Origin of the sequence: Bacteroides sp. 519 (assembly GCF_010500955.1) — a bacterium.
GTDB lineage: Bacteria > Bacteroidota > Bacteroidia > Bacteroidales > Bacteroidaceae > Bacteroides.
In genome coordinates, this window is the sequence record NZ_QVMJ01000006.1 from 50,400 (window position 1) to 62,056 (window position 11,657).

Sequence of the window (11,657 nt, forward strand, 5' to 3'; positions counted from 1 at the left end):
CGATGCCGCAGGTAAATTCTTAATTCCTAATTCTTAATTCTTAATTCATAAAACCTTTGGTTTTATGAAGACTTGGATAATTGTTTTTGCAACTGCAATAATCTTTGTTTTATTGCTTCGCGGATTCGTATTTACTCCTTATACCATTCCTTCTATGGGAATGGAGAATGCCTTGTACGAAGGCGATAGGATAATTGCGAATAAGTTGAGCTATAGGAATAAATCTCCTAAGCCTGGCGATTTGGTTGTTTTCAACAATCCGATATCCGATAAAAAGGAAGCATTCATCAGCCGGTGTGTAGGTGTTCCGGGAGACACGTTGCTGCTTGACACTCTTTTCAATGCCATTTCGGGCTGGGCACGAAGCGGGCCCGACAGAAAAAACCTTTATTCGTATTCCAGATATCGCGAACGACAAATGGATTCTTTGCTCAATGTACTTTCCATCACGAATAATTATCTGATGGGTGGCGATGCTGATGCATTTATGAGAAGCTTCAGCCGTTACGAGTATTATCTTATTGAGCAGGCCTTAGGCGAGGATAATTGGGTGAAGTGTGTGCAGTTTCAAGACACCAGTATGGTAAAACAACTTATTGTTCCCGGCACAGGCAAAACCGTAACTTTCGAAAACTGGAACCTCACTCTTTACCGTAATACCATTCTTTTGCATGAGGGTAAGCAAGCCGAAATAATAAACGATAGCCTCTTCATTGAAGGGCAACCAGCCAATAGCTTCACTTTTACAAAAAACTACTACTGGATGATGTCTAACAATACCATCAACATGGCCGACTCCCGGTTATTTGGCTTTGTTCCGGCAGAAAACCTTATTGGCAAGGCTGCATTCATCTGGTTCTCGAAAGAGCCTTGTACTGGCTTATTTGAGGGATTCAGATGGGAAAGAATATTTTTTAAGTTATAAGTAATGAGTATTGAGTAATGAGTAATGAGTTTCGTGCAGTGGCCTATTTAAGTTCGGCCTATCTGGCCCCGATAGAGTATTACAGCAAGCTGTTGCATGCCAACAAAATATTTATTGAGCAGCACGATCATTATATAAAGCAAACCTATCGGAACCGTTGTAATATAGCCGGGCCTGGTGGGATTCAGGCATTAACTGTTCCTATTGTTCGGCCTGATACATTGAAATGCCCAATGAAAGACATCCGCATATCGGATCATGGTAACTGGCGACATCTTCATTGGAATGCAATTGAATCGGCTTATAACAACACGCCTTTTTATGAGTATTATAAAGATGACTTCCGCCCTTTTTATGAGCAGTCATATACTTTCCTAGCCGACTTTAATGAGGAGCTTTGCCAGTTAATCTGTAAATTGATTGATATAGATGTTGATATGGAAAGAACAAAGGAGTATAAAACAGACTTCGCTGCCAACGAGTATGATTTCCGCGAAACCATCCACCCTAAAAAGAACTCCACATCAGTTACAACCCCTTATTATCAGGTGTTCGAAGCCCGACATGGATTCCTACCCAACCTCAGCATTATTGATCTTCTTTTTAATATGGGCCCGGAAGGGTTATTAGTTTTGAGTAATGAGTAATGAGTAATGAGTTTTGAGTAATGAGTTTTGAGTAGCGATGCCGCATGGCTAAAACTCACCACTCAATACTCATTACTCATTACTCAAAACTCATTACTCAAAACTAATAACCCTCTCATTCAAATCCTTAAATTCCTTTTCGCCCGGTTCGCTAATGGAAACGCCGAAAGGCATTTGTGCAATCAACTTCCAATCAGCGGGTAAATTCCATGTTTTACGCACTTCGTCATCAATCAAAGGATTGTAATGTTGCAAGGAAGCTCCAAAGCCAACATCTTCCAAAACAGTCCATGTAGCAAACTGGTGCATAGCAGAAGTTTGTAACGACCAGCCCGGAAAGTTATCGGCATACGATGGAAATGCCTTTTGTAGCCCCTTTACAATAGATTCGTCTTCGAAGAATAATACTGTACCGTAACCACTCTGAAAACAAGTATTGATTTTGTTTTCTGTTTGAATAAAAGCCTCAGCAGAGATTCTCTTTTTCAATGTTTCTTTTACTATATCCCAAAGCTTTATATGATTATCGCCCAACAATAGTACAGTACGGGTTGTTTGCGAATTAAACGCCGAAGGAACATATTTCACAACAACTTTCAACAACTCTTCAATCTCCTTATTGGATATTGGCGACTCGCTCTTTAACGCATAATGGCTTCTGCGATGCTTTATAGCTTCAACAAATGTTCTATTCATAATTATATATTTTTGTTCTCTACTTCATAAATTTGGAATTGAATTAAAACACAGAGTCACAGAAACACTGAGCTTTTCCTTGTGCTGAACACGGAGGCTTCGCTTTTGTCGTACAATACTCAAAATAGGCCAACGACCTAATAGCCTCTAGCGTAGGCCAACGGCCTACGATGAAGGATATCGCATGGAATGCGAGGCTGTAGGTCTCGAAGCGTATTTGTATGCAAGAAAGCTCTACGCTAGAAACTCTGTGTTCAGCACAAGGAAAAGCTCAGTGTTTCTGTGACTCTGTGTTTTAATTTTAGTTCAAATCAGTCCCTAACTGAACCAGTTAAAACTATAACTCCTTCCATTCATTAATAACAAATATATTGAAAGAATGTTGGAACTAAAAATTATTCCTACTTTTGCCTCATCAATCACAATAGATAGAATCTATTATAAATGGCTAAGAAGAAATATTATGTGGTATGGGATGGAGTTAATCCGGGAATTTATGATTCGTGGAACGATTGCCAGCTACAAATTAAAGGATACGACGGAGCAAAATACAAATCATTTGAAACGCGCGAAGAAGCCGAAAAGGCATCTGCTTCGTCACCCTATGCGTATATCGGAAAGAAGGCACCTGGCAAAACCCCTAAACTTGATTCTTACCCCAAGGAGGTAGTTGACAACAGTCTGGCTGTTGATGCTGCTTGCAGCGGCAATCCGGGACCAATGGAGTATCGTGGTGTACACATAGCCAGCGGACAAGAGATTTTTCGCTTCGGCCCCATGAAAGGCACCAATAACATAGGCGAATTTCTGGCACTTGTTCATGGACTAGCACTCCTTAAACAGAAAGGATTTGATATGCCCATTTACAGTGATAGTGTTAATGCTATTAGCTGGGTGAAGCAGAAGAAATGCAAAACCAAACTACCCCGCACCAAAGAAACAGAAGAGTTATTCCGGATTATTGAACGCGCCGAAAAATGGTTGCAAACAAACAATTACTCTACCACCATCCTGAAATGGGAAACAAAGGTATGGGGAGAAATACCGGCTGACTTTGGACGCAAATGATGTTAGAACTCAAAAAACTTAAAATATGACAAAGAGAATCTTATACCTTGTAGGCTTATTTTTTATTTTCTTATTTTTCTTCATTATCTACAAGCCATTCTTTATATTATATAACAGCGCATTAGCAGCCGGATTGTCTTTTACCGATTACATGGAGGTTATGTGGCACGGGCTAACATTAGACAGTACCATGTCGGCAATGCTAATCGTAATTCCTTTTGCTGTGATTCTGTCAAGCATCTGGATTCGCAAGATTAACCTGCGCAAAGTATTAATGGGATATTTCATTCTGGTAGGGCTAGTAATGGCTATTATTTTTGTTGTGGATGCTTCGCTTTACGAATTCTGGGATTTCAAGCTGGATGCTACAGTATTGTTTTATCTCGATTCTCCATCAAATGCAGCTGCCAGTGTATCAACAATGTTCTTGATTGTAAGAATACTTATGATTGTATTAGTGACCGGCATCATAGCAATGGTATTTATAAAGATTACTCCCACCAAACTATCTCCTATCCTGTCGTTGAAAGGCAAACTTTTAAACAGCCTGTTAATGGTATTTGTTGGTGGGGTGATATTCTTTTTAATTAGAGGAGGATATGCCGAATCAACACCTAATATCGGTCGGGTATACTATAGTAGCAATCAGTTCCTGAATCACTCGGCAGTTAATCCGGTATTCAGTTTCTTTTCTTCGTCCATGAAATCCGAAAAGTTTGCCAACCAGTTTAACTTTTTTCCGGAGGCCGAAAGAACAGCATTATTCAATGGCTTGTATCCCGACAATAGTGTAAACACACAGCTACTGCTCACAAGCAAACGTCCGGATGTGCTTATCATACTACTGGAAAGCTTTACTTCTACTTATATTGAACCACTGGGCGGCTTGCCCGATATTACAGTAAATCTAAATAAACTAACTGAGGAAGGCATCTTCTTCACCAACTATTATAGCAGTAGTTTCAGAACCGATCGTGCAGTAGTGTGCGCACTTAGCGGTCATCTTGGCTTGCCCACTGCTTCGATCATGAAGCTGCCGGTAAAAAGCAAAAATCTGCCGTCTATTGCAAAAAGCTTATCGACCAATGGTTACAAAACCAATTTCCTGTATGGGGGCGATATAAACTTCACAAACATGCAAAGCTATCTGCGTAGTACTGGTTATCAGGAACTTGTTGCCGACAAGGATTTTACTTTGAAACAACAGGAAGAGCAACGGTGGGGAGTAAGCGACAAAACCACATTCGAATATTTATATAACACAATAAGTAAAGGAAAAGAGTCTCCCTGGTTTACTACTTACCTTACATTGAGTAACCACGATCCGTACGACACACCGTCTTTCAACAAGTTCGAAGACAAGAAACTGAATGCAGCCGCTTACACAGACAACTGTTTGGGAGCCTTTATTGAGAAACTGAAACAGACTCCCGCTTGGGAAAACCTATTGGTAATTTGTTTACCCGACCATGGTACCCGTTACCCCGATGATTTAAGTACCAGTGATTTACGCATCTTCCATTCGCCTATGTTATGGCTTGGTGGTGCTATAAAAGAACCAATGAAGATTGATGCTTTAATGAATCAGTCGGATTTGGCTGCAACTTTATTGGGTCAGTTGGGTATTGAGCATAAAGAATTCTGTTTCAGCCGGGATGTATTCAGTGAGTTGTACACCTATCCCTTTGCTTTTTTCTCTTATGCTAATGGCTTTGGTTTTAAGGATAGTACAGGTGTTTCGGTATACGATACAGGTGCAGATGTGATAGTAAGCGAAAGCCCTTCGCCCGATCAGAATCGACTAGACCGGGGAAAGGCTATATTACAGACGTTGTATGATGATTTGGATGGGAGATAACTAGATAACTATAGGCTCTGCATATCGTGCAAGCGTTTATAGTAGCCATTCTTGGCTAATAGTTCTTCATGTTTACCCCGTTCTACTATGCGGCCTTCGTGTAACACACAAATCTCATCCGCATTTCTAATAGTAGAAAGCCGGTGGGCAATAGCAATGGTAGTACGGGTTTTCATTAAGTGTTCCAATGCCTGTTGAACCAAACGTTCGGATTCGGTATCAAGAGCCGAAGTAGCCTCATCCAGAATAAGGATAGGAGGATTCTTTAATATGGCCCGGGCAATACTAATACGTTGGCGTTGCCCTCCGGAGAGTTTGCATCCTCTGTCGCCTACATTTGTTTCATAACCAAATTCTGTTTCCATGATAAAGTCATGAGCGTTGGCTATTTTTGCGGCTTCAACAACTTCGTCCATTGTTGCACTTTCAACACCAAAGGCTATATTATTAAAGAACGAATCATTAAAAAGTATAGCTTCCTGATTTACGTTTCCTATCAAGCTTCGCAAATCATGAATCTTCGCGTTTTTAATATTTATTCCATCTACTAGTATTTTTCCCTCTTGTATGTCGTGATAACGGGGCAACAAATCAACCAATGTAGATTTACCCGATCCGGATTGCCCTACCAAAGCAATTGTTTTGCCTTTAAAAACGGTGAGGTCGATATCCTGTAAAACCACTCGTTTATCGTCGTAACTAAAGGTTACATTCTCGAATTGTATTTTGTCGTTAAAACCATTCAATGGTATTGGATTATCTTGTTCCAGTATTTTATTTTCGGCATCGAGTATTTTATTGATACGCTCCATAGAAGCCATTCCCTTAGGAATATTATAACTGGCTCTCGAAAACTCTTTCAGTGGGTTAAGCACGCTATAAAGCACCACCAGATAGAATATAAAAGATGGGGCAGTGATTGTTGCACTGTCGCTTAAAATAAGATATCCTCCAAACCACAATACAATAATTATAATTGCTGTACCCAGAAACTCACTTACCGGATGTGCTAATACTTGTCGGGTTGCAACTTTACTTACAGCATGCCTGTAGTCATCGCTACACTTTTCAAAGCGATTCATCATCTTCTTTTCGGCCAGGAAGGCTTTGATTATTCGCAATCCACCAAGGGTTTCTTCTACTTGCGTCATTGTTTCGCTCCATTTCTCTTGCGCTGTCAGAGATTTCCTTTTCAGCTTCTTACCAATAGCGCCCATAGCCCAAGCCAACCCCGGAATAACCACTATGGTAAAGAGGGTAAGTTTCCAACTAATAACAATCAATGTAACAAAATAGATGAAGATGAAGATGGGGTTTTTTATCAGCATATCCAGAGAACTGCCAATTGAGTTTTCGACTTCATTTACATCACCACTCATACGGGCAATAATATCTCCTTTACGTTCTTCCGAGAAGAAAGAAAGTGGCAACTGTACTATTTTATTATAAAGCGACACACGTATGTCTTTAACAATCCCTGTCCGTAACGGAATCATAATAGCCGATGATCCGAAATACGTAGATGTTTTGAAGAAAGTCAGTATTATAAAAGCAATCCCAATAACTATTAATGTATAAATAGCACCATGATTTTCAATGAGTCCCGACATGTAATAATTGAAGTTATTTTCGGCAATTTTTTTTAAACCATCTAACTGCCAAGGCATAAACTCATAAACGACTACTTCATCATTTACTTTAAAAAGGATACTTAGTATAGGTATCAGTGCCAAAAAAGAAAACACATTCAGTAACCCCGATAGTATATTGAGGAATAGAGCACCGAAAAGATGTTTCTTGTATGGCAGAATAAACTGTTTGATAAGTTTGAAAAAATCTTTCATTTTTTGTTTTTAGTAGTTTTGAATATATAAATAATTCTCAGAGTTCTAATTTAAAACCTACTTGGTGCCTTTTTGCGTATCTTTTCCAGAATCTCTTCCGGTAATACATTATCTGCTTCCTACAATATGCTTCATCAGCATTTCGAGCTTTTGCATATTCACTGGCTAATATTTCAAAGAAAGGAATCTGTCCCCATAAACGAGCAAAGTTTGCACAACCGGTTTCCAAATCAACTTTTCCAAAACGCATCCGGTTGATATCAACTAGACTAAACCGGTATTCGCCGTCTATCTTGTCGAACAGTATATTTCCCGGAGAATAGTCTTTATGTAATATACCTGCTTCGTGTAAGCGGGCTGTGTAATGGGCAAATGCAACAATTATGTCTTTGTATTCCTCTGCATTGGCATCTCCAAACTGATAAAAACGGAATTTGTATGGAGATTGAATGCTGATGAAATATGAATATTCTATCAAGCCAGCTTTACGATTTTCAATATAAGCAATAGGTTCAGGGGTTTCAAAACCTTTATCCAACAGTGTTTTCGGATAGGTGTATGCCCTTAGCCCTTTGGGTTTTCTGATAAAGGAATAAATAAACCGATTAAACACATTGGGGATTGCATATCTCTTTACATTTATTTCCAAACCATTGTAGGAAAATACTTTAATAAGATTGCGACCACCATAGATTTCTTTACCTTCATCCTGAAATATCTGGGGAATGGAATTGATAAAGCTTTCTAAAATTGTGTATTTAGGATTCAGTAATACTTTCACTATCGTTTTTTATATAATCAATAAATGTATAATTGAATTCATTCTTTTCATCAGCCATAAAAGACTCCCGATGAATCTCTTGCCAATACCCTGATACATTGGGCACGGTGGTTTCTCCTTCGATAGTGGTGTGTACTTGGGTCAGATAAAGTTTATCTGCCTTTTCCCACATTTGGGTATATAGTTCGCCACCGCCAATAATAAATACCTCATTGTCATTTCCAGCTGCTTTAATTGCGTCATCTATTGAGTTTACTACTTCACAGCCTGGCGCTTCGTAATCCGGATTACGGGTAATAACTATATTTTTTCTTCCCGGCAACGGACGGCCTAACGACTCAAACGTTTTTCTTCCCATCACTATAGCATGTCCGGTAGTGAGGGCTTTAAATCGCTTCAGGTCGTTAGATAAACGCCAAAGCATCTGGTTGTTATGGCCAATTACATTGTTTTCTGATACAGCCAGAATAAGTGATATATTCATATTAAACTATTTAATTCGTTTCCCACTCTCCTAAATTACGTTGTTCATGATCAAAGTTAACTCCTACTTTTACCAGTGTACGGCCATCGGCTGTATAAGGAATTAGGTAGCCTTTCTCGTCAATTTGTGCTAAAGCTTCGCTAGCCGACCCATTCAATTTAAATTCAAAAACATAGATATAATCTGGTGTTTTTACTACTGCATCGGCACGCCCACGGGCACTGCGCACTTCCGATTCAACAAATTGCCCCATTAATTTGAATACTAGGTAAAATACCACTTGGTAATGACGTTCTGTTTTATCATTGAGTTCGTAAGGAAAGTCGGCAAAGAATGCACGCAAGCGAGTAAGGAAAGCTTCGACGTTGCCTTTTTCCAATTCATCCACAAAATTACCAATATAAAATGGTGTGTTTTCTGCTGAGACACATGTATAAAATGGAGTTAGGAAATTGAGAAACCCATATCTTACTTCTTCATTGGGATAATCCAAAGTATAGGTACGAAATCGTTCTTCATACGATTTGATAGTAAGATACCCACTTTGATAAATCATAGGTATGGGATTGTTTATGTTGGCTCGATCATTTTCGAGAGAGGCTGCAGATACTTCTACACCTTCTAGTTCGCGAAGGTCGAAGTTTGTTTTTCGTAATATCTCGGCAAGGAAAGTTGGCGTACCACTGGCAAACCAGTAACTCCGAAACTTACTGGTAGAAATGGCATGTAACACACTAAAAGGATTGTAAATACCCTCTCTTTGATCTTCATTAAAGTAGTACCCATCGTACATACGGGTTAGTTCGGCCATGGCATCGGTAGGGGTAGCCATTTTATTGTTTGTTGCAAGGGTTTCCAGTTCTGGGGCAAAGGTACTTTCTATCTCCCTACGGGTCAGTCCGCAAAGGTCATAGAAACGATTGTCTAAACTAATATCTACCAATTGGTTGAGGTTACTGAATATACCTACTTGAGCAAACTTGGTAACTCCGGTAATAAATATGAATTGAATCCATTTATCGGCGTCTTTCAGTACAGTATAAAATGCGGTGAGTAAGTTACGGAATTGTGTTTGTAACTCTTCATTATGCATAGAACGCAGTAACGGTTTGTCGTACTCATCAATAAGTATCACTGCCCGTAAGCCAGTCTTTTCACAAGCGCTTTTAATTACATTCATAAACCGCATGGAATAAGAAGGTGTGGCGCTTTGCGATTCGTATTTCTTTTCCCAAGCACATAATTGTTCCTCCAATATCCGTTGCAAATCTTCTATTGTTTCGTACTTCTCAGCATTCAGGCTTAAATGCAACACTGGGTATGTTTTCCAATCTTTCTCCACTGTTTCAACAAACAAGCCTTTGAACAGTTCCTTCTTTCCAAGGAAATATGCTTCGAGGGTAGAAAGCATTAAGCTTTTGCCAAACCGGCGTGGGCGACTTAGAAAATAGGGATTGCCTACCTGTATAAGTTTATACATCTGTTCGGTTTTATCCACATAAAGATAATCCTCGCTACGGAGTTTTTCAAAACTCTGTATTCCGATAGGATAACGACGAAATGGCGCTTTAAAATCAGTGTTACTCATCGATACAATTATTTAGTTAAATCCTCCCGCTTTCTTTTCCATCGTTTGTGTGTCCAAAGCCAGTATTGAGGATCTCTTTGAATTGTTTTTTCAAGATAACGGAAATACATATCTGTAAGTTCGTTTTGTTCAAGTTCGTCTACGTTCATCGACATTGGAATAAAATCACAATGGTAATGTCCTCTTTTTATACGTTTTACATCACCATAAAAGGCGATGGCTTTGGTTTTGCGTGCAATTTGTTCTACTCCGGTAAATACAGGAGTATCTTGATTGAGGAATGTAAGCCAATGATGAATACTACTCCATTTGGGACCTTGGTCCGAAATAAATCCTACAATAAACTGTTGATTTGCTTTTTGGAAAGTCAGTATATGCCGCAATGTTGTTTTCATTGGTATATTGATGGCACTAAACCGACTTCTGATTTTCAGGAAAAGCTTATCGGAAACTTTATTTCGTAGAGGATGATAAATCTGACCACATTTAATCCTGTTATCCATATGGATCGGAAGAGAGGATATCCACTCCCAATTGCAATAATGTCCCAGATAAAGTACACACGATTTATCTGTTCCCATTGCTGCCTGCAATTTGTCGAGTCCACCAAATGTCATTCGTTTGCTCATTGTTTTTCCTGTGATAGAATAAAGTTTTAATGTTTCTACCACATAATCGCAGAAAAAAGAATAGAACGCTTTTTCTATTCTTTTTATTTCGGAAATATCTTTTTCCGGGAATGAATTAAGAAGATTTTGTCGAACAACTTTCCTGCGATATCTCACCAGGTAAAATAGTGGATAATAAAGGATACTGGATACTCCATAAAGCAACCAAAGAGGTAACAACGAAAAGAGATACCAGATAAACGAGAATATGTAATAAAGGATTTTATTCATGTTCATAACTTGGCAAAGCTATATAATATTTGCAAAACAAACAACCATTTGCCCTTTCTTTTGGGGGTTTTTAAAATAATACATACCTTTGGCAGTCTTATTGTACTGAAAGTAAAACGATCATGAAGAAATTACATATTATTACTCCGGTAAAAGATTCCATAGAGTTAACTTTACAAACAGCCGAAGCCATCATTAATTCGCAGTTAACGGTTCCTTTTATCTACACCATTTATAACGACTTTAGTACAGAAGAAAATACCCGCCAACTGGCTAAAGCATCAAGAGATATGGGATTTGAATTGGTAAACCTTTCCGATTTAACTTCACATCCATCCCCCAACTATCTATTAACACTACAAACAGCGCAGAAAAAAGCTATTGCTGATGAAGCCGGACTCCTGATCATTGAATCGGATGTTATTGTTAAACAAGACACTATACAGACTTTGTTTGAAGAGACGATTAAACGAAAAGAAACAGGAATTGCTGCTGCCGTAACAGTAGATGAGAACAACAACATAAACTTCCCGTATTTATATGCAAAAGGCAGGAAATCAGGTATCTTCGCCGAAAAGAAACGCATAAGCTTTTGTTGTTCATTGCTCACATTAGAGTTTCTTCGCGCATTCGATTTCCATTTGTTAAATCCGGAAAAGAACTGGTTTGATGTAACAATCTCACATGCATCTCTAAATAAAGGATTTACAAACTATTTGTTTACTTCACTTCCTGTCTGGCATCGCCCACACGGAAGCCGACCATGGAAACAACTTAAATATAAGAATCCTATTAAATATTATTGGTTAAAGTACACCAAAGGACTAGACAAAATCTAATTTTTCACAACTTAATTCATCCTACTAT

General features: G+C 38.8%; 11 protein-coding genes. 5 read left to right on the forward strand and 6 right to left on the reverse strand.

Annotation, left to right across the window (positions count from 1 at the left end):
* The first annotated feature begins 64 nt into the window (after window positions 1–64).
* Together lepB and D0T85_RS07815 are read left to right on the forward strand one after the other, a co-directional pair.
* Window positions 65–925, forward strand: a complete 861-nt coding sequence (gene lepB / locus D0T85_RS07810) for a signal peptidase I (protein WP_163211967.1) — start codon at window positions 65–67, stop codon at window positions 923–925.
* Between the two features lie 17 nt (window positions 926–942).
* Window positions 943–1,572 (forward strand): WbqC family protein, encoded by a 630-nt coding sequence (locus tag D0T85_RS07815; protein ID WP_163211969.1) that lies wholly within the window; start codon window positions 943–945, stop codon window positions 1,570–1,572.
* A 93-nt stretch (window positions 1,573–1,665) separates the two neighbouring features.
* Here D0T85_RS07815 and D0T85_RS07820 read toward each other — a convergent pair whose 3' ends face one another.
* A complete protein-coding gene (locus D0T85_RS07820; protein ID WP_163211971.1) occupies window positions 1,666–2,268 on the reverse strand; it encodes a nitroreductase family protein in 603 nt (200 codons plus the stop codon).
* Window positions 2,269–2,712: 444 nt separating this feature from the next.
* Here D0T85_RS07820 and D0T85_RS07825 point away from each other — a divergent pair, with 444 nt between their 5' ends.
* Complete coding sequence (locus tag D0T85_RS07825; RefSeq protein ID WP_163211973.1) at window positions 2,713–3,336, forward strand: viroplasmin family protein; 624 nt, start codon at window positions 2,713–2,715, stop codon at window positions 3,334–3,336.
* Between the two features lie 25 nt (window positions 3,337–3,361).
* Window positions 3,362–5,194 (forward strand): LTA synthase family protein, encoded by a 1,833-nt coding sequence (locus D0T85_RS07830; RefSeq protein ID WP_163211975.1) that lies wholly within the window; start codon window positions 3,362–3,364, stop codon window positions 5,192–5,194.
* Window positions 5,195–5,202: 8 nt separating this feature from the next.
* On the opposite strand, the gene D0T85_RS07835 is transcribed toward D0T85_RS07830, so the two are convergent.
* From D0T85_RS07835 to D0T85_RS07855, 5 genes are read right to left on the reverse strand one after another with little or no spacing between them, the layout of a single operon-like run.
* Window positions 5,203–7,038 carry an ABC transporter ATP-binding protein gene (locus D0T85_RS07835; RefSeq protein ID WP_163211977.1) on the reverse strand — a complete coding sequence of 612 codons (1,836 nt, stop codon included), beginning with the start codon at window positions 7,036–7,038 and terminating at the stop codon, window positions 5,203–5,205.
* Window positions 7,039–7,075: 37 nt separating this feature from the next.
* The gene (locus D0T85_RS07840; protein ID WP_163211979.1) at window positions 7,076–7,819 is read right to left on the reverse strand and encodes a lipopolysaccharide kinase InaA family protein; all 744 of its coding nucleotides are present in this window, start codon (window positions 7,817–7,819) and stop codon (window positions 7,076–7,078) included.
* On the reverse strand, window positions 7,797–8,303 hold the full coding sequence (locus D0T85_RS07845) for a dihydrofolate reductase (protein ID WP_163211980.1): 507 nt from the start codon (window positions 8,301–8,303) through the stop codon (window positions 7,797–7,799). Before D0T85_RS07845 ends, D0T85_RS07840 begins: the two co-directional genes overlap by 23 nt.
* Before the next feature lie 10 nt (window positions 8,304–8,313).
* Window positions 8,314–9,891: an ATP-binding protein gene (locus tag D0T85_RS07850; RefSeq protein WP_163211982.1), complete on the reverse strand. Its 1,578-nt coding sequence runs from the start codon at window positions 9,889–9,891 to the stop codon at window positions 8,314–8,316.
* An 8-nt stretch (window positions 9,892–9,899) separates the two neighbouring features.
* Window positions 9,900–10,796 (reverse strand): lysophospholipid acyltransferase family protein, encoded by an 897-nt coding sequence (locus D0T85_RS07855; protein WP_370459938.1) that lies wholly within the window; start codon window positions 10,794–10,796, stop codon window positions 9,900–9,902.
* A 116-nt stretch (window positions 10,797–10,912) separates the two neighbouring features.
* Here D0T85_RS07855 and D0T85_RS07860 point away from each other — a divergent pair, with 116 nt between their 5' ends.
* The gene (locus D0T85_RS07860; protein WP_163211984.1) at window positions 10,913–11,629 is read left to right on the forward strand and encodes a glycosyltransferase family 2 protein; all 717 of its coding nucleotides are present in this window, start codon (window positions 10,913–10,915) and stop codon (window positions 11,627–11,629) included.
* Window positions 11,630–11,657 lie beyond the last annotated feature (28 nt).

Bases quoted from the DNA above. Each gene is read 5' to 3' on its own strand.
- lepB (WP_163211967.1), top strand. From the start codon at position 65: ATGAAGACTTGGATAATTGTTTTTGCAACTGCAATAATCTTTGTTTTA.
- D0T85_RS07815 (WP_163211969.1), top strand. From the start codon at position 943: ATGAGTAATGAGTTTCGTGCAGTGGCCTATTTAAGTTCGGCCTATCTG.
- D0T85_RS07820 (WP_163211971.1), bottom strand. From the start codon at position 2,268: ATGAATAGAACATTTGTTGAAGCTATAAAGCATCGCAGAAGCCATTAT.
- D0T85_RS07825 (WP_163211973.1), top strand. From the start codon at position 2,713: ATGGCTAAGAAGAAATATTATGTGGTATGGGATGGAGTTAATCCGGGA.
- D0T85_RS07830 (WP_163211975.1), top strand. From the start codon at position 3,362: ATGACAAAGAGAATCTTATACCTTGTAGGCTTATTTTTTATTTTCTTA.
- D0T85_RS07835 (WP_163211977.1), bottom strand. From the start codon at position 7,038: ATGAAAGATTTTTTCAAACTTATCAAACAGTTTATTCTGCCATACAAG.
- D0T85_RS07845 (WP_163211980.1), bottom strand. From the start codon at position 8,303: ATGAATATATCACTTATTCTGGCTGTATCAGAAAACAATGTAATTGGC.
- D0T85_RS07850 (WP_163211982.1), bottom strand. From the start codon at position 9,891: ATGAGTAACACTGATTTTAAAGCGCCATTTCGTCGTTATCCTATCGGA.
- D0T85_RS07855 (WP_370459938.1), bottom strand. From the start codon at position 10,796: ATGAACATGAATAAAATCCTTTATTACATATTCTCGTTTATCTGGTAT.
- D0T85_RS07860 (WP_163211984.1), top strand. From the start codon at position 10,913: ATGAAGAAATTACATATTATTACTCCGGTAAAAGATTCCATAGAGTTA.